Annotated in this window: 24 protein-coding genes and 2 tRNA genes; 10 read left to right on the forward strand and 16 right to left on the reverse strand. The window is 72.3% G+C overall.

What is annotated here, in order from left to right; translation table 11 throughout:
• Nucleotides 1–47 precede the first annotated feature (47 nt).
• A complete protein-coding gene (locus tag ABT008_RS01045; protein ID WP_350692572.1) occupies nucleotides 48–650 on the forward strand; it encodes a TetR/AcrR family transcriptional regulator in 603 nt (200 codons plus the stop codon).
• 34 nt (nucleotides 651–684) lie between these two features.
• Nucleotides 685–1059: a hypothetical protein gene (locus tag ABT008_RS01050; protein WP_350692574.1), complete on the forward strand. Its 375-nt coding sequence runs from the start codon at nucleotides 685–687 to the stop codon at nucleotides 1057–1059.
• Here the strand turns inward: ABT008_RS01050 and ABT008_RS01055 are convergent.
• Nucleotides 1039–1596, reverse strand: a complete 558-nt coding sequence (locus ABT008_RS01055; protein ID WP_350692576.1) for a GNAT family N-acetyltransferase — start codon at nucleotides 1594–1596, stop codon at nucleotides 1039–1041. The genes ABT008_RS01050 and ABT008_RS01055 overlap by 21 nt on opposite strands.
• On the reverse strand, nucleotides 1593–1808 hold the full coding sequence (locus ABT008_RS01060) for a biotin/lipoyl-binding carrier protein (protein ID WP_139582225.1): 216 nt from the start codon (nucleotides 1806–1808) through the stop codon (nucleotides 1593–1595). Before ABT008_RS01060 ends, ABT008_RS01055 begins: the two co-directional genes overlap by 4 nt.
• A gap of 201 nt (nucleotides 1809–2009) precedes the next feature.
• Here ABT008_RS01060 and ABT008_RS30425 point away from each other — a divergent pair, with 201 nt between their 5' ends.
• A complete protein-coding gene (locus ABT008_RS30425; protein WP_370461611.1) occupies nucleotides 2010–2084 on the forward strand; it encodes a 50S ribosomal protein bL37 in 75 nt (24 codons plus the stop codon).
• Nucleotides 2085–2175: 91 nt separating this feature from the next.
• On the opposite strand, the gene rsrA is transcribed toward ABT008_RS30425, so the two are convergent.
• The 5 genes from rsrA to ABT008_RS01085 all read right to left on the reverse strand — a co-directional run bounded on the left by rsrA (nucleotide 2176) and on the right by ABT008_RS01085 (nucleotide 5661).
• On the reverse strand, nucleotides 2176–2463 hold the full coding sequence (gene rsrA, locus ABT008_RS01065; protein WP_131054331.1) for a mycothiol system anti-sigma-R factor: 288 nt from the start codon (nucleotides 2461–2463) through the stop codon (nucleotides 2176–2178).
• A 1-nt stretch (nucleotide 2464) separates the two neighbouring features.
• Entirely contained in the window at nucleotides 2465–3280 is an 816-nt protein-coding gene (locus tag ABT008_RS01070) for a sigma-70 family RNA polymerase sigma factor (protein ID WP_350692578.1), read from the reverse strand.
• A gap of 261 nt (nucleotides 3281–3541) precedes the next feature.
• The gene (locus tag ABT008_RS01075; protein WP_350692580.1) at nucleotides 3542–4156 is read right to left on the reverse strand and encodes an alpha/beta hydrolase family protein; all 615 of its coding nucleotides are present in this window, start codon (nucleotides 4154–4156) and stop codon (nucleotides 3542–3544) included.
• Between the two features lie 206 nt (nucleotides 4157–4362).
• Entirely contained in the window at nucleotides 4363–4755 is a 393-nt protein-coding gene (locus ABT008_RS01080; RefSeq protein WP_350692582.1) for a WhiB family transcriptional regulator, read from the reverse strand.
• A gap of 195 nt (nucleotides 4756–4950) precedes the next feature.
• Nucleotides 4951–5661 carry an SOS response-associated peptidase gene (locus ABT008_RS01085; protein ID WP_350692583.1) on the reverse strand — a complete coding sequence of 237 codons (711 nt, stop codon included), beginning with the start codon at nucleotides 5659–5661 and terminating at the stop codon, nucleotides 4951–4953.
• A 102-nt stretch (nucleotides 5662–5763) separates the two neighbouring features.
• On the opposite strand from ABT008_RS01085, the gene aroA reads away from it, so the two are divergent.
• From aroA to ABT008_RS01105, 4 genes are all read left to right on the forward strand, one after another.
• The gene (gene aroA, locus ABT008_RS01090; protein ID WP_350692584.1) at nucleotides 5764–7065 is read left to right on the forward strand and encodes a 3-phosphoshikimate 1-carboxyvinyltransferase; all 1302 of its coding nucleotides are present in this window, start codon (nucleotides 5764–5766) and stop codon (nucleotides 7063–7065) included.
• On the forward strand, nucleotides 7035–8156 hold the full coding sequence (gene rsgA, locus ABT008_RS01095; protein ID WP_350692586.1) for a ribosome small subunit-dependent GTPase A: 1122 nt from the start codon (nucleotides 7035–7037) through the stop codon (nucleotides 8154–8156). The genes aroA and rsgA overlap by 31 nt, the downstream gene beginning before the upstream one ends.
• Before the next feature lie 64 nt (nucleotides 8157–8220).
• Nucleotides 8221–9024, forward strand: coding sequence for a histidinol-phosphatase (gene hisN / locus ABT008_RS01100; RefSeq protein WP_350692588.1), 804 nt, complete (start codon nucleotides 8221–8223; stop codon nucleotides 9022–9024).
• A 59-nt stretch (nucleotides 9025–9083) separates the two neighbouring features.
• Nucleotides 9084–10073 carry a DMT family transporter gene (locus ABT008_RS01105; RefSeq protein ID WP_350693153.1) on the forward strand — a complete coding sequence of 330 codons (990 nt, stop codon included), beginning with the start codon at nucleotides 9084–9086 and terminating at the stop codon, nucleotides 10071–10073.
• On the opposite strand, the gene ABT008_RS01110 is transcribed toward ABT008_RS01105, so the two are convergent.
• Entirely contained in the window at nucleotides 10028–11230 is a 1203-nt protein-coding gene (locus tag ABT008_RS01110) for a glycosyltransferase (protein WP_350692590.1), read from the reverse strand. The two genes, ABT008_RS01105 and ABT008_RS01110, sit on opposite strands and share 46 nt — an antisense overlap.
• A 437-nt stretch (nucleotides 11231–11667) precedes the next feature.
• Between ABT008_RS01110 and ABT008_RS01115 the strand changes: the two genes are divergently transcribed.
• Entirely contained in the window at nucleotides 11668–12240 is a 573-nt protein-coding gene (locus ABT008_RS01115) for a DUF5709 domain-containing protein (protein WP_350692591.1), read from the forward strand.
• Nucleotides 12241–12418: 178 nt separating this feature from the next.
• On the opposite strand, the gene ABT008_RS01120 is transcribed toward ABT008_RS01115, so the two are convergent.
• Both ABT008_RS01120 and macS read right to left on the reverse strand, forming a co-directional pair.
• Nucleotides 12419–13063, reverse strand: coding sequence for a response regulator (locus tag ABT008_RS01120; RefSeq protein WP_350693154.1), 645 nt, complete (start codon nucleotides 13061–13063; stop codon nucleotides 12419–12421).
• A gap of 14 nt (nucleotides 13064–13077) precedes the next feature.
• On the reverse strand, nucleotides 13078–14202 hold the full coding sequence (gene macS, locus ABT008_RS01125; RefSeq protein WP_502890311.1) for a MacS family sensor histidine kinase: 1125 nt from the start codon (nucleotides 14200–14202) through the stop codon (nucleotides 13078–13080).
• 116 nt (nucleotides 14203–14318) lie between these two features.
• Between macS and ABT008_RS01130 the strand changes: the two genes are divergently transcribed.
• A complete protein-coding gene (locus ABT008_RS01130; RefSeq protein WP_350692594.1) occupies nucleotides 14319–14789 on the forward strand; it encodes an ATP-binding protein in 471 nt (156 codons plus the stop codon).
• Between the two features lie 16 nt (nucleotides 14790–14805).
• Here the strand turns inward: ABT008_RS01130 and ABT008_RS01135 are convergent, their stop codons facing one another.
• From ABT008_RS01135 to ABT008_RS01160, 6 genes are all read right to left on the reverse strand, one after another.
• Nucleotides 14806–15639: a phosphoribosylaminoimidazolesuccinocarboxamide synthase gene (locus ABT008_RS01135; RefSeq protein ID WP_350692596.1), complete on the reverse strand. Its 834-nt coding sequence runs from the start codon at nucleotides 15637–15639 to the stop codon at nucleotides 14806–14808.
• Between the two features lie 75 nt (nucleotides 15640–15714).
• Nucleotides 15715–15957, reverse strand: coding sequence for a hypothetical protein (locus ABT008_RS01140; RefSeq protein ID WP_350692598.1), 243 nt, complete (start codon nucleotides 15955–15957; stop codon nucleotides 15715–15717).
• A gap of 150 nt (nucleotides 15958–16107) precedes the next feature.
• A tRNA-Met gene (locus ABT008_RS01145) sits at nucleotides 16108–16181 on the reverse strand.
• A gap of 151 nt (nucleotides 16182–16332) precedes the next feature.
• A tRNA-Met gene (locus ABT008_RS01150) sits at nucleotides 16333–16406 on the reverse strand.
• 172 nt (nucleotides 16407–16578) lie between these two features.
• Nucleotides 16579–19578, reverse strand: a complete 3000-nt coding sequence (locus tag ABT008_RS01155; RefSeq protein ID WP_350692599.1) for a UPF0182 family membrane protein — start codon at nucleotides 19576–19578, stop codon at nucleotides 16579–16581.
• Nucleotides 19579–19767: 189 nt separating this feature from the next.
• The gene (locus tag ABT008_RS01160) at nucleotides 19768–20781 is read right to left on the reverse strand and encodes a YlbL family protein (RefSeq protein ID WP_350692601.1); all 1014 of its coding nucleotides are present in this window, start codon (nucleotides 20779–20781) and stop codon (nucleotides 19768–19770) included.
• Nucleotides 20782–20894: 113 nt separating this feature from the next.
• Here ABT008_RS01160 and ABT008_RS01165 point away from each other — a divergent pair, with 113 nt between their 5' ends.
• Complete coding sequence (locus ABT008_RS01165; RefSeq protein WP_350692602.1) at nucleotides 20895–22208, forward strand: zinc-dependent metalloprotease; 1314 nt, start codon at nucleotides 20895–20897, stop codon at nucleotides 22206–22208.
• The last annotated feature ends 11 nt before the right edge of the window (nucleotides 22209–22219 follow it).

A 22219-nucleotide genomic window follows, 5' to 3' on the forward strand; every position in this document is an offset into this window, starting at 1 on the left:
CGGTAAGTTGGACAGCAGATGACGGTCAACTGGATTAGGTGGTGTAGGTGAGCCAGAGCACAGGCGGCACCCGGGAGCGGATCAAGGCCGTCGCGCTGGAACTCTTCACCGAGCAGGGCTACGAGGCGACCTCACTGCGTGAGGTCGCCGAACGACTCGGCGTGACCAAGGCCGCCCTCTACTACCACTTCAAGAGCAAGGACGAGATCGTCACCAGCGTGGTCGAGGACCGGCTGGGCCGGATGGACACGCTGATCTCGTGGGCCGAGGCCCAACCGGACACGCTGGCCACCCGTCAGGCGCTGATCGAGCGGTACGCCGACGCGATGTTCGGCGGCGAACAGCCCTCGGTGATGCGCTTCTTCGAGCAGAACCAGACGGCCCTGAAGAACCTCTCCGCCGGCCGGGACATGCGGGAGCGGATGTTCCGGCTGGCCTCCGTGCTCTGCCGGGGCGACGACAGCGCCGGTGCCCAGCTCCGCGCCGTGCTGGCCCTGTTCGCGGTGCACAGCAGTTGGTTCGCCGTACGCATGCCGGAGATCACCGACGCCGACCGCAAGCGGGTGGCCTTGGAGGTCGCCTACGAACTGCTCGCCGCGATCGCCGCGCAGTCGGGTTCCTCTGCCGAACCCCTCCCCGCCGCAGACTGATCGACCGCGCACCGAAGATCACTACACTGAGCCGATGCCCCTCGCCGCCCTGGCCCTCGTCGTGCTGCTCGCCCTCCTCGCGGCCTTTCAGATCACGCTCGCGCTCGGTGCGCCGCTCGGCCGGTTCGCCTGGGGCGGCCAGCACGAGGTGCTGCCCCGCCCGCTCCGGCTCGGCAGCGCGGCGTCGGTCGTCGTGTACGCGGTCATCGCCGTGATCGCCCTCGATCGCGCGGGGCTGATCGACGTGCTCGCCGGATCGGTCGCGCGCATCGCGATGTGGTTCGTGGTCGGGTACGCGGCGCTGTCCATCGCGCCGAACGCGCTCTCCAGGAGCCGCTCGGAGCGGGCCGTGATGGTGCCGGTCTCGATCGCACTCACCGCACTCGGCCTACTCGTCGCGATCGGCTGAGCCGGACCCGGTGTCACCGCCGCGCGGCGGTGCCGCAGTGAGAGCCAGGCGCAGGGCGAGCAGGTCGACGCCGGGCAACGGCGACCAGTCCTGCTCCGGTACGCGGACGAAGCCCCGCCGCTGATAGAGCCGGTGGGCGGGCTCGGCGTGGCCGGCGCGTACGCAGATGGCCAACGCGGTGCAGCCCCGCTCGGTCGCCTCCGCCACGCACGCCTCGACCAGGGCGGCACCGACACCCCGACCCTGGGTGGCCGGATCGACCGCCAGCATCCGGAACTCCGCCTCGTCCGGCCGGCACATCTCGGCGTACCTGCTGCCGGGCAGCACAAAGGTGACCGTGCCGAGCACCTGGCCGGTGGCGGAGTCGACGGCGACCAGGATCCGGCCGTGCGCCGCCCGACCGCTGACGTCGGCCAGCACCTCGGCGTAGCCGTGCTCGCCCTTGAGCTGGCCGTCGGCCTCGTACGCCGCGACGGTCAGCCGGGCCACCGCGGCGAAGTCGGCCGGCGCGGCCGGTCGGACCAGGACGCCGGTCAACCGATCACCGCGATCAGGTCACCGTCCTGCACCACGTCGCCCTCGTTGACCGCGAGCTGCTGGACGACGCCGTCGGACTCGGCGATCACCGGGATCTCCATCTTCATCGACTCCAGGATCACCAGGGTGTCCCCCTCGGACACGGTGTCCCCGGTCGACGCGACGACCTTCCAGACGTTCGCCACCATCTCGGCGCGGATCTCCTCGGCCATCTCCCGGCCCCTTCTCTCGCGACTGCCTGCGCCACATCCAATCACGTGACGGTCGTCCCCGGGCGGCGAGCAGCAGCCCCGGCCGGGATGCTTCGACGCCGACCGCACTAGCATCAACGGGTCGGACCCTGACTCCGGGAGGGCCGGTAGCGTGCCCCGGGGTCGAGGTCGCGCGCAGGCGATCATCACGAGGAGGTCAGTATGGCGAAGAAGGCCCGCAAGAAGAAGGCCCGGAAGAAGAGCGCCGCCAACCACGGCAAGCGCCCCAACTCCTGACGACGACGCTCCGGTCCCGCCGGACCGGACAGCGAGACGCCGGTGGCCCGCAGGGGCCACCGGCGTCGTCGTCTCCGGCGCGTCGACCGAGTCAGTCGGCCAGTTCGCGGGACTCGGTGCTCTCGAAGACCACGATCTCGCTGAGGCGTACCCGCAGTCGCTCACGCAGTTCGTCCGGCGCGGACTCGTTGCCACAGCACCGGGCCACCAGCGCCTTCACCTCCTGCTCGATGCCGTACTCCCGCAGGCAGGGCCCGCATTCGTCGAGGTGGTGACGGATCCGGGAACGCCGTTCCTGGGCGCACTCCAGATCGAGATAGAGGTAGACCTCGGCGAGGACCTCGCGGCAGTCCGTCTCGTGCGGGTCTCCACAGCTCACGTCACACCTCCCGGCCGGTGGCAGCGGAACTCCGGGCCGACGACGGCGCGGCGGAGAAGCCGCGCTCCGCGGCGTAGCCCTCGAGCAGCTTGCGCAGATTACGACGACCGCGGTGCAACCGTGACATCACGGTGCCGATCGGCGTACCCATGATGTCGGCGACCTCCTTGTAGGAGAACCCCTCGACGTCGGTCAGGTACACCGCCAGCCGGAACTCCTCCGGCAACTGCTGGAGGGCCTCCTTGACGTCGCTGTCGGGCAGCCGGTCGAGCGCCTCGGTCTCGGCGGAGCGCAACCCGCTTGAGGTGTGCGACTCGGCCTCGGCGAGCTGCCAATCGGTGATCTCGTCGGTGGGCGCCTGCACCGGCTGCCGCTGCCGCTTCCGGTAGGAGTTGATGTAGGTGTTGGTCAGGATCCGATACAACCAGGCCTTCAGGTTCGTACCCTGTTCGAACTGGTGGAAGGCCGCGTACGCCTTCAGATAGGTCTCCTGGACCAGGTCCTCGGCATCCGCCGGGTTACGCGTCATTCGCAGGCCGGCCGCGTACAGCTGATCGACGAATGGCATCGCGTCCCGCTCGAACCGGGCCCTGCGCTCGTCCGTCTTCTCGGTGGTCAACCGCACATCCCCTCGGGTCGGATGCTTCCCCGCCGAGGATACGCGCACGGACCTGCCGGGAGATTCGGTTCCGACGGGTGTGCCCGTCGCCACCTCGGCCGGTGACACCGTCGCCGGCCAGTCCGGGCCCGCCAGCAACTGCCGTAGCTGCCGCGCGTCCCGCTCGTCGCGTTCCCGGTTCCGGATCTCGGTCGGCACCGGTCACCCCCTCGCACAGTGGTCATCCGAGGGGTTCAACACCCACCGCAGGCCAGGGCATTCCGGATCCGACTCCCGATCCTGGTCCCGGCCGCGCGGATCACACGGCTGGGACCAGGAAGGGCCTGGGAGCCCGGTGCCACCGCCCGGAACGGGCGGGCGACACCATCGGATGCAACGACCCGGCGCGGCCACCGGAAACGGCGCGGACCCGGCAGGCGCCGTCGACTGCCGCCTCGGAGTCGACCGGACGGCAGGCGATCAGGACCGCACCCAGCCGTGCTCGCGCAGCCAGTCGATCACCAGCGCCGCCGTCCCGGGTGGGTCGCCACGCAGGTCGTGACGCTGGCCCGGCCGGATCACCACGCGGACGTCCGGCCCCGGCTCGGGCACCCCGAACGGGTCCCGGTCGCCGTTGACCACCAGCGTCGGCACCCCGGTGGTCAACTCGGCGGCCCGGCTGCGCTCCGGGCGGCCGGGCGGATGCAGCGGGAAGGCGAGCGCGACCACCCCGGCGGCGCCCACGCCACGCGCCGTCCGGCAGGCCACCCGCGCGCCGCTGGAGCGACCCCCCACCACCACCGGTACGCCCGGATGGCGCTCGCGGAGCACGGTCGACACGGCAGTCCACGCCGTGTCGAGGTGTCCGGCCGGGGCCGGGGCACGCCGACCGGCCACCCGGTAGGGCTGCGTCACCCGGGCCACGACCAGCCCGGCGGCCACCGCCGCGTCGCGCAGCGCGAGCAGGTCCGGCGCGTCGACTCCGCCGCCCGCCCCGTGCCCGAGCAGCAGCAGCGCGCCGGCCGGCCCGGTCGGCTGGTCGGTGTCCACCCGCGCCGGGCCGTGTGGGGTCTCGATGAGGTCGTCGTGCGGCACGGCTCCATTCTGCGGGCCGCCGACTGCACGCCGACGGCCAGGCCGACGGCGGCACGCATTGCCGTCCACGCCGCCGACTGCACGCGGCCGTGGAGATGTCGCGTCGACCGCAGTCGCAGTGCTGCGTGAAATGGCGCGATCGCCGGCACCGGGGCGGGACGACCACGTCGACGACGTACCGTCCGGCCCCGGACCGGCTTCTCCGATCAGCTCAGCGGCACCAGGGTGAGCAGCCGGTCGCGGACCGGCGGACCCGCCTCGCTGGCGGCGTCCGGGTCCGGTTGGACCTCGTCACGCCAGGCCACCAGCATCGCCCGCCGCTCGCGGGGCGTGGTGCCGCCCCACACGCCGTGGCAGTCGCCCACCTCCAGCGCCCAGGCCAGACAGGAGCCCTGCACGTCACAGCTGTTGCAGAGCGCCACCGCCGCGTCGGCCGGCTCGTTCGGCGCCGGAAAGAACGTCTCCGGATCGACGCTCTGACATGTCCCCCTGGTGCGCCAGGCTTCGTCCTGTCGCCGCTCACGCAGCGCTTTCAACAGTCGTGGATCACGCCGTGCGGCGGCCACCTCGTGCGGACGGGGCATACGCGCCCGTGTCATCCACCCACCTCCCCCGTGGGGCCAGCAATATCGATGAGCATCGTTCACCCGACGTGAACGACACCCACCACCGGCGCTGTGTTCTATCGCATTTACCGGCACGGGGACAAGGGTCTGCCGGGAAGTTGCCAGAAAGAGCCCGGCACCTTTCACCCGCAACTGCGGCAAATCACTCCCGACAATATGGGGGTGCAATCAGAACAGGGTCGCCTCTTCCGGCCCGGTCGGGGCCGACAGCGGCACCCGGGCGGTCAACCGGGGGCCGTCGTTGCGCACGTCGCCGACCGCCGGGCCCACCGGGCGTACCTCCAGCCCGGCCAGCCACTCGGGTGACGGCGGGACGAGCAGCTCGGTCGGCTCGCCGCCCCCGCCCAGCCAGGTCGCCCAGCGCTCGGGCGGCAGCAGCAACGGCATCCGGTCGTGCACCTCGGCCAGCTCACCCAGGGCGTCGGTGGTCACCACGCTGCAGGTCAGCAGCGGGTCGTCGGGCCCGCCCCAGACCGACCAGATGCCGGCGAAGGCGAGCACCGACCCGTCGCGTGGGGTCAGGTAGAACGCCTGCTTCGTGCCGTCCGACCGACGGACCCACTCATACCAGCCGTCGGCCGGGACCAGGGCCCGGCGGCGGGCGAAGGACGGCGCGTACGCCCGGCTGGTGGCGACCGTCTCGGCGCGAGCGTTGATCATGCGCGCGGCGCCTGCGGGCGACCGGGACCACGGCGGCACCAACCCCCAGCGGGCCAGACAGAGCACCCGGTGCCCCTCGGAGGTGACCCGCACCAACGGCACCGGATCGGTCGGCGCCACGTTGTAGTCGACCACCAGGTCGCCACCGGTCTCGTCGGCGGACTCGAACAGCCCGCTCAGGTCACCGGAGCTCCGGGTCGTGGCGTACCTCCCGCACATGCCAGACACGCTAGCGCGCCACCGGCCCGCCCGGCTGTCCCGTTCACCGGGAGTGGGTAACGGCGAGGTCCGCCGACGCCCCGCACACGGCAGAATGGCACCGTGGGGAACCTGACCGCGACCCGGCCGCTACAGCCGTGGACCGCCCCGACGGCCAGCGATCCGGTGTCGGCGTCGCTGCGCCTGCCCGGGTCCAAGTCGATGACCAACCGTGCCCTGGTGCTCAGCGCGCTGGCCACCGGCCCCTCGACCCTGGCCGCGCCGCTGCGCGCCCGGGACACCGAGTTGATGGCCGGCGGGCTGCGGGCGATGGGCGCGCACGTGTCGATCGCCGACGACGAGCGCTGGCTGGTCCGGCCGCATCCGCTGGCCGGTCCGGCCCACGTCGACGTCGGCCTGGCCGGCACGATCATGCGGTTCGTACCGCCGGTCGCCGGGCTGGCCGACGGCCGGGTCACCTTCGACGGCGACCCGCACGCCCGCACCCGGCCGTTGGGTCCGCTGATCGAGGCGCTGCGCTCGCTCGGCGTCCGGATCGACACCACCGGTCCGGGCAGCCTGCCACTGGCGGTCCTCGGCACCGGCCGGGTGACCGGCGGCGAGGTGGTGATCGACGCCTCCGCCTCCAGCCAACTCGTGTCCGGCCTGCTGCTGGCGGGCCCGCGCTTCGACCGGGGCCTGGTGGTACGCCACGTCGGCCCGCCGGTGCCCTCCGCGCCCCACCTGCGGATGACCGTGCAGATGCTGCGTTCGGCCGGGGCGGCGGTGGACGACAGCACGCCGGACGTCTGGGTGGTCGAGCCGGGCCCGCTGACCGGGCGCGGCTGGCAGATCGAGCCCGACCTCTCCGGTGCGGTGCCGTTCTTCGCCGCCGCGATGGTGACCGGCGGCGAGGTGACGCTGCAGGGCTGGCCCGGCAGCAGCGTGCAGCCGGTGGACCGGCTCCGCTCGCTGTTGCAGCTGATGGGTGCGGAGGTCGCGCTCACCACCGAGGGGCTCACCGTACGCGGCACCGGGACGGTCCACGGACTGCGCGCCGACCTCTCGGACGTCAGCGAGCTGACCCCGGCCCTGACCGCGCTGGCGATGCTGGCCGACTCCCCGTCGGTGTTCACCGGTGTCGAGCACATCCGGGGGCACGAGACCGACCGGCTGGCGGCGCTCGCCCGGGAGTTCGCCGCGCTGGGCGCCGACGTCACCGAGGCGTCCGACGGGTTGGAGATCCGTCCCCGACCGCTGCGGGGCGGGGTGTTCCACACCTACGACGACCACCGGATGGCGCACGCCGCGGCGATCACCGGCCTGGCCGTCCCCGGCGTCGAGTTGAACGATGTGGCGTGCACCTCGAAGACCATGCCCGAGTTTCCGGCACTATGGTCGGCGATGGTGACCGGCAAGAGCTGACCGACGACGGAGGAGCGGACCTGGCGACCAGGCGACGCGAGTACGACGAGGACGACGTCCGGGTCCGGCCCGGCAAGTCCTCGCGTCCGCGTACCCGCACCCGGCCCCGGCACGCCGACGCCCAGGACGGTTTCGTCATCGCGGTGGACCGGGGCCGCTACACCTGCGTGCTGACCGGAGCCGGGCCCGACGACCCCACCGTCACCGCGATGCGCGCCCGCGAGCTGGGGCGCAAGTCGGTGGTGGTCGGCGATCGGGTCGCCCTGGTCGGCGACGTCTCCGGCGCGGACGGTGCGCTGGCCCGCATCGTCCGGATCGCGCCCCGCCACTCCGTGCTGCGGCGGACCGCCGAGGACGACGCCAGCACCGCCGAGGGGCGGCTGGAACGGGTGGTCGTCGCCAACGCCGACCAGCTCGTGATCGTCAGCGCGCTGGCCGACCCGCCGCCACGTACCGGGTTCATCGACCGCTGCCTGGTGGCCGCGTACGACGCGGACATCGAGCCGCTGCTCTGCCTGACCAAGGCCGATCTGGCCGGCCCCGAGGCGGTGCTCGACTACTACACCGAGCTGGAACTGCCGTACGTGCTGATCCGGCCGGACTCGTCGCTGGACGCCCTGCGCGGCCTGCTCGCCGGTCGGGTGTCGGTGCTCGTCGGGCACTCCGGGGTGGGCAAGTCGACGCTGGTCAACCGGCTGGTCCCGGAGGCCGACCGGGCGGTCGGCGTGGTCAGCGCGATCGGCCGGGGGCGGCACACCTCGACCAGCGCGGTGGCGTTGCGGCTGCCCGCCCTGCCGGACGCGTCGGACGACCCGGGCTGGATCGTGGACACGCCGGGCGTCCGCAGCTTCGGGCTGGCGCACGTCTCGGCCGAGAGCCTGCTGCACGGCTTCCCCGACCTGGTCGAGGCCACCGTCGACTGCCCAGCCAACTGTCCGCACACCGCCGACGAGGCCGACTGCGCGCTGGACGCCTGGGTGGCGCAGGGGCGGGCGGATCCACGCCGGCTGGCCTCGTACCGCCGGTTACTGGCCTCCCGGGCCGGTGACCTGGAGCCGCGCGGTGAGGCCGAGCCGCGCGGCCACCCCTGAGCCGCGCCGAGGCCACCCCGGCCCGGCGGGAAGGCCCGGGGTCGGCGTCGCTACCGTGTCCGGCATGACCGGGTACGCCGACGACCTCGCTCTCGCCCACCGGCTCGCCGACGCCGCCGACGCCATCTCGGTGGCCCGGTTCCGCGCGCTCGACCTGCGGGTGGAGGCGAAGCCCGACCTCACCCCCGTCTCCGACGCGGACACCGCCGTGGAGCGCGCGATCCGTGCCCTGCTGACCGAGCACCGGCCGGACGACGGGCTGCTCGGCGAGGAGTACGGCGCGTCGCCGGCCGCCGGCACCCGGCAGTGGGTGGTGGACCCGATCGACGGCACCAAGAACTTCGTCCGGGGAGTGCCCGTCTGGGCCACCCTGATCGCGTTGCTGGAGGACGGCCGACCGGTCGCCGGGCTGGTCTCCGCACCTGCCCTGGGCCGCCGCTGGTGGGCGGCGACCGGCATCGGCGCGTACGCGGGTCCGGACGCCGCCTCGGGCGAGCCGATCCGGGTCTCCGCCGTGACGGCGCTGGCCGACGCGAGCTTCTGCTACTCCTCCCTCAGCGGCTGGGAGGAGGCCGGTCGGCTGGAGCCGATGCTCCAACTGATGCGCGACACCTGGCGCAGTCGCGCCTACGGCGACTTCTACGGTTACATGCTGCTGGCCGAGGGCGCACTGGACGTCATGGTCGAACCCGAGCTGTCGCTCTGGGACGTGGCCGCATTGGTACCCATCGTGACCGAGGCGGGGGGTGTCTTCACCGATCTGGCCGGTCGACCGGCCCCCGCCGGAGGCGAAAACAGCGCGGTGGCCAGCAACGGAGCACTGCACGCAGACATCCTCGGCAGGCTCGGTCGGCCCGCCGCGCACTGACGTCGGGTTACCTCTATCCTCGCCAGGTGGCTACCTCGGGTTGGTGTTTTCTCGCGGCGATGATCGTCGCGTACGGCGTTGCCAACCTGTTGCAGTCGGTCGCCGCGGCCCGCACCACAGTGCAGCACACCTTCGATCCCGGTCTGCTGCTGCGCCTGGCCGGACACCGCGCCTACCTGGTCGGCCTGGTCTGCCAGGTGGGTGGCTTCGTGCTCGCCTTCCTGGCCCGCCGGGACCTGCCGTTGTTCCTGGTGCAGGCCAGCGTGGCGGCCGGGCTCGGGGTCACCGCGATCCTCGGTGTGCTGGTGCTGAAGTGGCGGCTGCCGGTCGCCGAGGTGGTGCTGCTGCTCCTGCTCTTCGCCGGGATCACCGCGCTGGTGCTCTCCGCCCGGCCGGCACAGTCCAAGCCGCTCGGCACCGCCGGCATGATCGCCCTGCTGGTGACGCTCGGCGTGATCGCGGTGCTGGGCTTCTTCGCGGTCCGGCTGCGCGGTGCCCCCGGCTCGGTGGCGCTCGGCTCGCTGGCCGGGCTGGCCTTCTCCGCCGCCGCGGTCGCCGCCCGCCCGCTCGCCTCCGCACCGACCTGGGACGCGTTCCTCGCCGACCCGCTGCTCTATCTGCTGGTCGGTCACTCCGTGGTCGGGCAGTTGCTGCTCGGCCTGGCCATGCAGCGCGGCTCCACCACGGCCGCGGTGGCCGCGATGGACGCCGCCGGGGCGGTCCCCGCCGCGATCATCGGGCTGCTGCTGCTCAACGACAAGATCTGGCCCGGCCGGGAGTGGCTGGCCGGAGTCGGATTCCTGGTCACCCTCGCCTCGGTCATCGGCCTGACCCGGTACGCCGAGCCCCAGCACCACCACGCCGTCGCCCAGGAGACCTCGCGGGCGGTCGTCGCCGGCAAGCCACTGATCGGGCCGCAGCCCACCGGGTCCCGTCTGGGCGGCACGGAGGGCCCACTGCCGCAGCCGGCCGCCCAGCTCTCCCAGGCCGCCTCCGGGCCGCCTCAGGCCGCCTCGACGGGCTTACGCCGGCCGACCACCCGCTCGTAGAGCCGTTCCAGTGCGGAGGCTGTTCGCTCCCACGTGTAGCTGCACCGGACCCGGTCCACCGCCGCGTGCCCGTACGCGAACCGGCCCGCGTTGTCGGTGAGCAGCCGGCGCAGCGTCATCCCCAGCGTCCGGACGTCGCCCGGCGGCACCAGCTTGCCGGTCACCTCGTCCACCACCGCGTCGGCGATGCCGCCCATGGCGTAGCCGACCACCGGCACCCCGCAGGCCATCGCCTCCAGCGACACCCGCCCGGCCGAGGAGTAGTGCGGTGTGCAGGCGACCACGTCGGCCGAGCGGTACCAGGTGGCCATCTGCTCGTGCGGCACGGCGCCCACCAGGTGCACCTGGTCCCCCACCCCGATCCGCTCGGCCAGTTCACGCAGCCGACGGGCCTCGGTGTGCCGGGCCAGCCCCTCGGCCGGCGGGCCACCGGCGATCACCAGTTCCGCGTCGCCCACCAGGCGCATCGCGCGGATCAGGTCGTCCTGCCCGTGGCCCCGGGAGAGCCCGCCGACGGAGAGGATCCGGGGACGCTGGTCCCGGGGGGCCGCCTCGCCGTCGGGGTGGAACCGGTCGATGTCCACTCCGGTCGGCACCATCGCCACCGAGCTGCGTTGCAGACCCATCCGGGTCAGCTCGTCCACCTCGTCGTTGCACTGGGCGACCGCCATGTCCACCGCCCGGGTCAGCGCCCGTTCCAGCGGGATGCGGGTGCCCGGCCCGTCGTACTGCGAACCGAGGTGGCGGAGCTGCTCCATGCCGAGGGAGTGGAACGTCTGCACCACCGGGATGTCGGTCTCCCGGACCGCCTGCGCGGCGGCCAGTCCGCCGACCCAGTAGTGGCCGTGCACCACCTCCGGCGTCCAGTCGCCGGACCACCGGTCGGCCAGCCACTGGCCGAACGCCGGCACGTACGGCACCAGCTCGGCGGTGGGGATCGGGGTGATCGGGCCGACCGGGGCGCGCTCCACCCGGTAGCCGTCGACGAGGTCGCTCTCGACCGCCTCCGGATCGTCCCGTCGGGTGTAGACCCGAACGTCGTGCCCTCTCCCCGCCAGTTCGGCGGCGACCCGTGCGATGTGCTGGTAGGTGCCGACGACGGTTCCGTCGCCGGACGGCGGCGAAGCGGCGTGGGCGCAGACGAGGCCGACGCGCATGGGTCACCTCCATGCGGATGGGGCGGTGGTCTCCGGTCAGAGCGTCCCATTAACCGGGCTCCGACGAGCCGAAACATGGCAGATCCGGCGTTGTCCGGCGCGCATGACCCGGACACCAGGGGGTACCGATGAGGAATGCCCCTCGCCCGAAAGCTCGCCGAACCGCCACGGCACCGGCCACGGGCCACGGGCCGCCCTTGATCACGCTCGATCCCGGATCGAGTGGTGCCGGCGTGCACGGGAAGCCACTCGATCCTGCTTCGAGCGCGACCGTGACGCCGTTCGCGGCACCCCGCCACCACCCGCGTCGATCATGGAGTTGAGCACTCACCTGAGGCGTCAGGAGTGCGGTCGCCGCCGTGGCCCGGCAGCGGCGGCTGCCCGAACGGCGCGGACGGGACCGGTTACGGCCGGAGGGCAACGGGTAGTGGTCAGTCATGCGCGACGACGAGTACCCGACTCCCCTGTCCGACCCTGAGGCCGACGGCCTGCCGGACACCGCCGACGACGACTCGACGGCCGGTGACGACGTGCTGACCGGCCGGGAAGCGGACGGCCCGGCGCCGGCCCAGTTGCCCGGCGACCGGACCCCGGTGGCGGTGGACGAGTTCGGCACCACCGCCGAGGAGCAGCTCGACGGCGAGTCGCTGGACTACAAGCTCGGCCGGGAGCAGTTCGAGCTGCCGGTCGACGACCCGCTGGCCGGCCCGGTCGACCCGGACATCGCGGCCGAGGCGGACAGTCGGGAGCAGGCGGCGCAGGCGCAGCTCGACGCCGACGTGATCGACCCGGGCCCGACCTCCGACCCGAACTCCCCGGTGTCGCTCTACGACCACGACCGGCTGGGCACCGTCGCCGACGCCACGGTGGGCCGACTGGTCGAACCGGACGAGGGTACGCACACCGACCAGGAGACCGACTCCATCGCGTACGACGCGGGAGCGGCCGGTGGCGGGGCCAGCGCGGAGGAGTTGGCCGTGCACGAGACCCGGCCGCCGCACTCCGTCTGAGCGCCTACCCTCGCTTAGAGCGACCGGCAATAGGACTGGCGGGGCTGCGGCGAGCCCTGGCACATCGGCTGGCGGCGTTGTCGTCGTCGGCCATGCAACACCGGCATGACCTCCTCCTCCGCCTTGCCATCCTCGGCCAGGACCCGCCTCGCCTCCACCGCCCTGTTGCCGGTCGCTCTTACTCGTCGAGGCCGCGCTCGATCGCGTACCGGGTCAGTTCGACCCGGTTGTGCAGTTGCAGCTTGCCGAGCGTGTTCTGCACGTGGTTCTGCACCGTCCGGTGCGACAGTCCGAGCCGCTCGGCGATCTGCTTGTAGGACATCCCCTTGGCCACCAGCCGCAGCACCTCGGTCTCCCGGTCGGTGAGCCGGGGTGCGGCGTCCTGCGTACCGGCCGGGGCCTGCTCCCGGACGGCGGCCAGCCGGCGGTACTCGCCGAGCACCAGCCCGGCCAGGCCGGGCGTGAAGACCGGCTCACCGGCGGCGGTCCGCCGGACCGCGTCCAGGAACTCCGCCAGCCCGGCGGACTTCAACAGGTAGCCGGTGGCACCGGCCTTCACCGCGTCCAGCACCCCCTGCTGCTCGCCGCTGGCCGAGAGCATCAGCACCCGCACCTCGGGTCGTTCCGCCCGTAGTCCCCGGATCACCTGTACCCCGGAGATGTCCGGCAGTTGCAGGTCGAGCACCACCAGGTCGGGGCGGGCCGCGGCGACCACCCGGACCGCCTGACGGCCCTCGCCACAACTCGCGACCACCTCGTGGCCAGCCTCGGTGAGGTCGCGGGCCACCCCTTCCCGCCACATCGGGTGGTCGTCGACCACCATCACGCGTAGGCCGTTCACAATCCCCTCCTCGGCACGGTGAGCTCGACCTCGGTGCCGGCGCCCGGGGTGGAGCTGATCCGGGCGGTCCCGCCGAGGTCGGCGAGGCGTCCCTGGATCGCGTGGGTGACGCCGAGCCGGCCCTGGGCGGCGGCCTCGGCGAGTCGTTCCGGGGTGAAGCCGGGCCCCTCGTCCCGGATCGACACGGTCACCGCCGTCCCCTCGTCCTCGACCAGCACCCAGGCGCGTCCGTCGCCGTGTCGGGCGACGTTGTCCAGCGCGGCCCCGATCGCGGCGGCCAGTTCGCGGGCCACCTGTGGTGGCAGCGGCACCGGGGTGGCCGGCGCGGACAGCGACACGCTGCCCGAGGCGTACCGGCCGAGCAGGGCGCACAGGTCCACCGGCGAGTCCACGTCGTCGCCGGACAACGGGCCGGTACCGGAGATCAGCATGCGCAGCGCCGCCTCCTGCTCACCGGCGAGCCGGGCCAGTTCACCGGCCTCGCCGTCGAGCCGCTCGCCGCGTCGCTGCACCAGGGCGAGCACCTGGAGCACCGAGTCGTGGATGTCGCGGGCCAGCCGTTCCCGTTCGCGGTTGGCGGCCTCGATCTCGACCGCCCGCTGCAACCGCTCTCCGGCGGTCACGGTGAGCCGGGCGACGTGCCCGACCACCACGCCGGCGAGCAGCATCAGGATCGCGCCGTTGATCGCGGTCGGGGTGGCCATCCCCCGGGTGGCCACGTCGGTGGCACCGACGACCAGCGCGGCCAGCGCCCCGCGCCGCCGCCCGCCGCAGACCGCCCAGGCCAGCACCGGACCGCTCAGCCAGGCCACCGCCATGGTCGGTAGTCCGGCGTCCAGCGCGTCGCGGCCCATCACCCACGGGGTGGCCAGCAGGATCGCCACCACGACGCCGAGATCGGCCAGGAGCAGCGGCCAGCCGCGCCGGGACGGAGTCGCGTAGCCGATCGCGGTGACGGCGGTCCAGACCGCCATCACCAGCACCAGCATCCCGGCGAGCAACGGGTGGGCGTAGCGGTCCGCGTCGCGCAGCACGACCACGCAGACGTACGCCAGCGAGGCCACCCGGAAGACCGCGACGGCCCGCCAGAGGGGGAGTTCGAAACCACCGGGGGCGGACACGCCCGTCACCATGCCACAGCCCGTTCGGGGAGTCCTCGGCGATGCGGCGCACCGAACCCTGACGTACGGTGGTAAAAGCCGCGTAAAGCTCTGCGATCTCCTCTCGGGACGGGGCCATGACGAACGCAGAACCCCGCACACCGCGTACGGTGGTGCCCATCGAACACACCCTCCTGATCGCCGACGCCTTCGACCAGGCACAGGTGACCGAGCTGCGGCACTCGGTCACCTCCTGCGTGCGCGCCGCAGGGCTGCGCGACGACCGCCTGGACGACTTCGTGCTCGCGGTCAACGAGCTGATCACCAACGCGGTCCGGCACGGCGGAGGCCAGGGCTGGCTACGCCTCTGGACGCAGTCGGACCTGGTGATATGCGAGGTCTCCGACCACGGTCAGGGCATCAGCGTGCAACGCCTCGACGACCGCAGCAGACCGGCGCCGGAGACCGCCGGCGGCTGGGGACTCTGGCTGGCCCGCGAGCTGACCGACGCGATGGACGTGGAGACCGGCCCGGCGGGCACCACGGTCCGCATCACCTCCGCGACCGTGGCCACCGAGCAGCACGTCGGCCGGCACCGCAGCGAGTGACGGCCGACGCCCGGGGTCACTCCCAGCGGTTGCCGGTGATCTTCTCGTAGACGTCCACGTAACGGGCCCGGGTGGCCTCGACCACCTGGTCCGGCACCTCGGGCGCCGGTTCGCGCTTGTCCCAGCCGCTGCCCGCCGCCCAGTCCCGCACGTACTGCTTGTCGTAGGAGAACTGCGTACGGCCCGGCTGGTACGACTCGGCCGGCCAGAAGCGGGACGAGTCCGGGGTGAGCACCTCGTCGGCGAGGACCAGGGTGCCGTCCGACGCCCAGCCCAGCTCGATCTTGGTGTCGGCGACCAGGATGCCGCGCTCGGCGGCCAGCTCGGCGCCCCGGCAGTACACGTCGATGGTCAGCTTCCGCAGCCGCTCGGCGGTCTCCGCACCGACCTCGTCGACCACCTCGGCGAAGGTCATCGGCTCGTCGTGCTCCCCCATCGGCGCCTTGGTCGACGGAGTGAAGATCGGCTCGGGCAGGATGGACGCCTCACCCAGGCCACGCGGCAGCGCGACGCCGGACACCGCGCCCGTGCTCTGGTATTCCTTCAGGCCGCCGCCGGTGAGGAACCCACGGGCGACGCACTCCACCGGGACCATCCGCAGCCGGCGGCACCGGATCGCCCGCCCGGCGAACTCCGCCGGCACGTCGGTGGCGGAGATGACGTGGTGCGGCACCAGGTCGGCGAGCTGCTCGAACCACCACAGCGACAACGCGGTGAGCAGCTTGCCCTTGTCCGGGATCGGGGTCGGCAGCACCACGTCGTAGACGGAGACGCGGTCCGAGGCGACCAGGATCAGGTCGTCGCCGTCCGCGTAGACGTCCCTCACTTTGCCCGAGTGCAGAAGTTCCACGCGAACAAGTAGACCACGCGCCGGAAGCACCACAGTTGCGGGACCGCAGCGCTTCCGAAGCGCTGCGGCACCCGGTCAGCGCCGCCGGTTACGGGTGAGTCGGACCAGCAGCAGGACGACCACGGCCACCACCGCCAGGCAGCAGAGCAGGCCCAGGAAACCGAAGAAGCCACCACCCCGCCCGCGTCGCCGGGCGGCCTCCACGACCAGTTCCCCGGTGCCGGTCGAGGCCCACGCGGCCACCGGCACGAACACCGCCAGCACGACCGTTCCCAGGAGCGTGCCGAGCCGCCCCCACCACTTGCCGAAGGAAGACATGGCCCCATCCTCGCCGAGGCCCGCAACCCCTGGCCGGCGAACGGCGCTGCGAGCCGGGCCACCGGACGGCGGACGGCGGACGGCGGGCCACCGGCCGACTCGCCAGCGGAACGACGAAGGCCCCGGATATCCGGGGCCTTCGTCGTGCAGTAGCGGGGACAGGATTTGAACCTGCGACCTCTGGGTTATGAGCCCAGCGAGCTACCGAGCTGCTCCACCCCGCGTCGGTATGTGACAACCCTACCCCATCCGTCACGAGCCCCACCGACCACCCCACCGGTACCCGAACAAGGTGTTCCCGGCAGCCGCCGGGAGGGGGCACCGCACTCCGGACAACGAGAAAGGCCCCGGATATCCGGGGCCTTTCTCGTGCAGTAGCGGGGACAGGATTTGAACCTGCGACCTCTGGGTTATGAGCCCAGCGAGCTACCGAGCTGCTCCACCCCGCGTCGGTAGATCCACCGTAGCGCACCACCCCGTCCCGCCGCAAAACGACCCACAGAACGGCCGTGGCGCTGCCGGGGCGGGGCCGGGGCTGGGCCGGGGCTGGGCCGGGAAACGGACCGGGCCCGTGGCGGCGACGGGAGGTCGCCGGCCACGGGCCCGGTCGGATGCGGTTCGTCAGCCGGTCGGTGACGGGCTGCCGGTCGGTGCCGGACCGTTCGCGCCGGCTGCCTGCTGGGCCTGCTGGAACGCGGTCAGCGCCTCGTCCAGCGTCTTGAGCGCCCGGCCGTACCGCTCGAAGTCACCGGACGCCTGGGCGTCGCGCACCTCGGTGATCGCCGCGCGCACCCGGTCGGCGGCGACACCCAGATCGCCGGTGAGCGGCGGTGCCTCGGTCGGAGTGGGCGTGGGCGTCGGCTCCTCGCCACCCGGTGGCGGCTCCTCACCCGCGGGCGGCTCCTCCGTGGCCGGCGGCGGGTTGCCTTCCGCCGCCCGCTTGCCCTGCTCCACGAGCTGCTTGATGCCGTCGGCCGGGTTGTCGGCCAGCACCACGAACGAACCACCGTCGCCGTACGAGAGCAGCACCTTCTGCAACAGCGGGTACGCGTCGGTCTGGTTGCTCTTCACGTAGACCGGCTCGACGTAGAGCATGCCGTTGCCGAACGGCAGTGAGAGCAGGTTGCCGTACTGCACCTGGGCCTGGTTCGAGGAGAGCAGGTTCAGCTGCTGCCGGATGTTGGCGTTGTTGGTCATCTGCTGGTGCACCTGCACCGGGCCGGAGACCCGGGTCTGGTCGGGCAGCTCCAGCACCTGCAACCTGGGCCGCCCGTCCTGGTACGACGCCGAGATCAACGCGGCCAGGTTCTGCCGGCCGTTCGGGGTGACCGCGCTGGTGAGCTGGAAGGTCGGCTCCTCCTGCCCGGGCATCTGCGTGTAGAGGTAGTACGGCGGCTGCTTGACCCCGCTGTCCGGCGCGTCCGGCACGTTCGGCACCTGCCAGAAGTCCTGGCCGGAGTAGAAGTCGCCGGGGTTGGTGACGTGGAAGCGGGTCAGCAGGTTGCGCTGCACCTTGAACAGGTCGGCCGGGTAGCGGAAGTGGTCTGCCAGCGACTGCGGGATCTCCTCGCGCGGCTTGATCAGGTCACCGCCGAAGGCCTTGTTCCAGGCCTTGAGCACCGGGTCGTTCTCGTCGAACTCGTAGAGCGTGACCGTGCCGTCGTACGCGTCCACGGTCGCCTTGACCGAGTTGCGGATGTAGTTGACGTTCTCCCGGGCCAACTGGATGGTGCCCCGGCCGGTCAGCTCGTCGGTGGTCTCCTGCTGGAGGTTGACCCGCTCGGCGTACGGGTAGGTGGCCGAGGTGGTGTAGCCGTCCACGATCCACTGCACCCGGCCGTCCACCACGGCGGGGTACGGGTCGCCGTCGAGCGTCAGGAACGGCGCGACCTTCTCCACCCGGTCCCGGGGGTTACGCACGTAGAGCAGCTTGGAGTTGTCGTTGACCGCCTCGGAGAGCAGGAAGTTCGGCTCCTGCTCCTTGATCGCGTAGAGCAGCCGCCGGGAGAACGACCCGACGTCGACGCCGCCCTCGCCAGTGTAGGTGTAGTACGACTCGCGGGCCTCGCCGCTCTCGCCCGCTGGCCGGTCGAACTCCGCCGGGTTGGCGTCCTCGCTCGGCTTGCCGACGATGGCGTAGTCACCGTCCTGCATCCGCTCGCCGTAGTAGATCCGGGGCTGGCTGGCCGGGATCAGGTCGGTCGGCGAGGAGCAGGACTCCTGCGACCGCTCGCCGAGGAAGCCCGAGACGAAGAACGGCTGGCCACCGCAGACGACCCGGTTGGCGGGGGCGGCCACCACGCCGTACCCGTGGGTGTAGACGGTGTGGCGGTTGATCCAGTTGCTCTGCTGGGCGGTCAGCTCGCCGTAGTTGATCTCACGTACGCCGACCACGTAGTCCTGGGTCCGGCCGTCGACCGTGTACCGGTCGATGTCGAGCTTGGGGCCGAAGTCGTAGAAACCACGGACCTGCTGGAGCTGGGTGTAGGTCTCGCTGACCAGCTGCGGGTCGAGCAGTCGGGCGTTCGGCACCACTGCGGTGTCGGTGGCCAGGCTCTCCGTCGGGGTCAGGTTGCTGGCCGAGTACGCCGAGTTCTCGGCGATGTCCAGCCCGTACGAGGCACGGGTGGCGTCGATGCTCCGCTGGATGTACGGCGCCTCCTTGTCCCGGGCGCTCGGCTTGACCTCGAAGGTCTGCACCGCCCAGGGGTAGATGCCGCCGATCGCCACCGCCGAGACGCCGAGCAGCGCCAGCGAGATGCCCGGCCAGACCAGGTTCCGCATCCAGGCGTTGGAGAACACGATGATCGCGATCGCCACCACCACGGAGATGTAAGCGAGGATCTCCTTGGCCGGCAGCAACGCGTTGATGTCGGCGTACCCGGCGCCGTAGACGCCCACGCCGTCGTTGTACTCCAGCAGCATCGACCGTCGGTCCAGCACGTACGCAACGGCCTTGAGCAGCACGAAGACCGCGACCAGCGAGCTCAGGTGGGCTCGCGCCGCACCGCTCATCCGGTCGCCGACGCCCTGCAGGCGTACCCCGCCGAAGAGGTAGTGCACGGCCAGCGATCCGATCAGCGCCAGCACCACCGCGGTGAAGCCCAGCCCGAGCAGGAACCGCCAGAACGGCAACTGGAAGACGTAGAAGCCGACGTCCACGCCGAACTCCGGGTCCTGCACGCCGAAGTCACCGCCGTGCAGGAAGAGCAGCCACTGGTTCCAGCGGCTCTGCGCGGACAGGCCGGCGAAGAGACCCACCACCACGGCTGCGGCGGCGATCCAGAGCCCGAGCCGCGGGCCGAGCAGCATCCGGTAGCGCTCCAGCGTCGCCTGCTCCGGCGAGTGCGGACGCATCCGGGGCCGCAACCGCTGCGCCAGCCAGAGGTTGCCGCCGACGATCAGGCCCATCGCGACGGCGGCGGCCAGGAACAGCAGCAACCGGGTGACGATCACGCCACGGAAGACGGAGGTGTAGTCGACCTCGGAGAACCACAGCCAGTCGGTCCAGGCCTGCACCCCCCAGCCGAGCAGGGTGAACAGGACGAACACCCCGATCAGCACCCCGATTGTGACGCGTCCGCGTCGGCTCATCCTCGGCAGAGGGCTGCTGCTACGCATGACCACTGTTGGCTCCGCACGCTCGTTATGATCGGCTCCGACCAGGCACCCAGAGTACGGGGTGTTCCTGAATGCGTTGTGGCAAGGTCGCGCCGCGCAGCCGGCACCCGGTCCGTGCGCGACCGCACCGACCACCAGTCGTCGCAGGTCAGCGTGTGGTTCCGGCGGAACGCCGGGTCGGTCCGGCGGTCAGCAGAGCGTCGGCTCGCCCCCGGAACGCAGCGTCTCCAGCGCGGTGAGCGCCTCGTCGAGCGAACCCACCCGGACCAGCGGCAGGTCCGGCTGGCTGTTGGACACCGCCTCGGCACAGTTGGCCGCCGGCACCAGGAACACGGTGGCGTTGGCCTGCTTCGCGCCGACCAGCTTCTGCGGAATGCCGCCGATCGGCCCGACCTGGCCGGAGTCGTCGATGGTGCCGGTGCCCGCGATGACCCGGCCGCCGGTCAGGTCCTCCGGGGTCAGCTTGTCGATGATCCCCAGGGCGAACATCAGCCCGGCGCTGGGCCCACCGATGTCCTGGAGGTCGAAGGAGAGCGTGAACGGGTGCGGCTGCTGCTGCTCGATCTCGACCCCGATGCGCGGGCGGCCGTCCAACTCCTCGGTGGTGACGGTGTCGACACGCGCGGCGCCGTCGCGGGTGTAGCCGATGCGCAGGGCGGTGCCCGCCGGCTTTGCCCGGACCAGCTCGGTCAGTCGGCCGGCCAGCGGCACCGGCTCCCCGTCGACCGAGGTCACCACGTCACCGGGACGCAGCACCCCGGCGGCCGGACCGTCGTCGGCGACGGTCTTGACCACGACCTGCACCTCGTACCCCAACTCCCGCAACGCGGCGGTCTCCGCGCTGGTCTGCGAGACCTGGAAGTCCTCGGCGTTGCGCTGCTCGACCTCCTCGCGGGTCTCGCCGGGCGGGTAGACCAGCTCGCGCGGCACCACCGCCTGGTCGTCGGAGAGCCAGCCCTGGATGGCCGAGCGCAACTTCACGGTGGGCTGCACACCCACCGTGGTCAGCCGCAGTTGACCTGCGGAGGTGGAGGTCTCACCGCCGGTGACCTGGATCACCTCCTTGCCGTCCTCCTGCCCGAGCGTGTCCACCGTCGGACCGGGACCGAGCACGACATAGGGGACGGGTGCGCCGAGCACCCCGATGCTGAGCAGTGCGGTGAGCAGAGCACCGAGGAGGACGGTCACGCCACGTCGTCTCATGCGGCAGAGCGTACCGAGCCGGTTCCCGGGCGCCGGGCGGCACGACGGGACTTCGCCCTCAGCGCAACCGCGGTGACGGCGACCTGGGGCGCGGCGCGCGTACCGTAGAGCTCGTGCCTGATATTCCGTTCGGTTTCGCGCTCCCGGGTGGGCAGCCGCCCGACCCCAACGACCCCGCGCAGATGCAGCAGTTCATGTCGCAGTTGCAGCACCTGCTCTCCGCGCCGGGCAGCGGGCCGGTCAACTGGGACCTGGCCCGTCAGGTGGCGGCCAGTCAGCTCGCGGCGGCGGGCGACCCGGCGGTCTCGCCGTACGAGCGCAACGCGGTCGAGGAAGCGCTGCGCATCGCCGACCTCTGGCTGGAGCCGGCCTCGGCGCTGCCTTCCGGCATCAAGACCACGGTGGCCTGGAACCGCAACGAGTGGATCTTCAAGACGCTGGACGTCTGGCGCAAGCTCTGCGACCCGGTGGCCAGCCGGATGGTCGGCGCGATGGGCGACCTGGTGCCGCCGGAGGCGCGCGCCCAGCTCGGCCCGATGCAGTCGATGGTGGCCACCCTCGGCGGTGCCCTCTTCGGCGGTCAGCTCGGCCAGGCGCTCGGGTCGCTGGCCGCGGAGGTGCTCTCCGTCGGTGACATCGGCCTGCCGCTCGGCCCGGCCGGGACCGCCGCGCTGATCCCGGCCAACATCCGGGGCTACGGCGAGGGTCTGGAGCTGCCCGAGGACGAGGTACGCCTCTACGTCGCCCTACGCGAGGCGGCCCACCAGCGCCTCTTCGAGCACGTGCCGTGGCTGCGCGGGCACGTGCTCACCGCCGTCGAGACGTACGCGGCCGGGATCCGGGTCAACCGGGAGGCGATCGAGGAGGCGATGGGCCGGGTCGACCCGACCGACCCTGAGTCGATGCAGGCGATCGCCCTGGAGGGCATCTTCACGCCGGAGGACAGCCCGGCGCAGAAGGCGTCGCTGGCCCGCCTGGAAACCGCTCTCGCCCTGGTCGAGGGCTGGGTCTGCCACGTGGTGGACGGTGCCGCCGACGGCCGGCTGCCGAACGTGGTCGCGCTCGGCGAGGCGTTCCGTCGCCGTCGGGCAGCCGGTGGACCCGCCGAGCAGACGTTCGCCGCCCTGGTCGGGCTGGAGCTGCGTCCCCGTCGGCTGCGCGAGGCCGCCGCGCTCTGGGCGGCGCTCACCGAGCACCGGGGCATCGCCGGGCGGGACGCCCTCTGGGGCCACCCCGACCTGCTGCCCTCCGACGACGACTTCGCCGACCCGGTGGCCTTCGCCATGGCCGACGTGGACCTGATGTCCGAGCTGGAGAAGTTCGACTTCACCGCCCCGGGCGGCCCGGAGGAGAAGATCCCGGGCGAGGTCGAGGGCAAGGGCCCGGAGCGCCCCGACGGCACCGAGGGCGACGACCGCCGCTCCTGATCCCGCCGCAC

It is taken from the genome of Micromonospora sp. NPDC002389 (genome assembly GCF_040296095.1).
Taxonomy (GTDB): domain Bacteria; phylum Actinomycetota; class Actinomycetes; order Mycobacteriales; family Micromonosporaceae; genus Micromonospora.

Excerpts from the sequence above, each read along its gene's own strand:
- ABT008_RS01050 (WP_350692574.1), top strand. The coding sequence starts at position 685 with ATGCCCCTCGCCGCCCTGGCCCTCGTCGTGCTGCTCGCCCTCCTCGCG.
- ABT008_RS01060 (WP_139582225.1), bottom strand. The coding sequence starts at position 1,808 with ATGGCCGAGGAGATCCGCGCCGAGATGGTGGCGAACGTCTGGAAGGTC.
- ABT008_RS01080 (WP_350692582.1), bottom strand. The coding sequence starts at position 4,755 with ATGACACGGGCGCGTATGCCCCGTCCGCACGAGGTGGCCGCCGCACGG.
- ABT008_RS01085 (WP_350692583.1), bottom strand. The coding sequence starts at position 5,661 with ATGTGCGGGAGGTACGCCACGACCCGGAGCTCCGGTGACCTGAGCGGG.
- rsgA (WP_350692586.1), top strand. The coding sequence starts at position 7,035 with ATGGTCGGCGATGGTGACCGGCAAGAGCTGACCGACGACGGAGGAGCG.
- hisN (WP_350692588.1), top strand. The coding sequence starts at position 8,221 with ATGACCGGGTACGCCGACGACCTCGCTCTCGCCCACCGGCTCGCCGAC.
- ABT008_RS01105 (WP_350693153.1), top strand. The coding sequence starts at position 9,084 with ATGATCGTCGCGTACGGCGTTGCCAACCTGTTGCAGTCGGTCGCCGCG.
- ABT008_RS01110 (WP_350692590.1), bottom strand. The coding sequence starts at position 11,230 with ATGCGCGTCGGCCTCGTCTGCGCCCACGCCGCTTCGCCGCCGTCCGGC.
- ABT008_RS01115 (WP_350692591.1), top strand. The coding sequence starts at position 11,668 with ATGCGCGACGACGAGTACCCGACTCCCCTGTCCGACCCTGAGGCCGAC.
- ABT008_RS01120 (WP_350693154.1), bottom strand. The coding sequence starts at position 13,063 with ATGGTGGTCGACGACCACCCGATGTGGCGGGAAGGGGTGGCCCGCGAC.
- ABT008_RS01130 (WP_350692594.1), top strand. The coding sequence starts at position 14,319 with ATGACGAACGCAGAACCCCGCACACCGCGTACGGTGGTGCCCATCGAA.
- ABT008_RS01140 (WP_350692598.1), bottom strand. The coding sequence starts at position 15,957 with ATGTCTTCCTTCGGCAAGTGGTGGGGGCGGCTCGGCACGCTCCTGGGA.
- ABT008_RS01155 (WP_350692599.1), bottom strand. The coding sequence starts at position 19,578 with ATGCGTAGCAGCAGCCCTCTGCCGAGGATGAGCCGACGCGGACGCGTC.
- ABT008_RS01160 (WP_350692601.1), bottom strand. The coding sequence starts at position 20,781 with ATGAGACGACGTGGCGTGACCGTCCTCCTCGGTGCTCTGCTCACCGCA.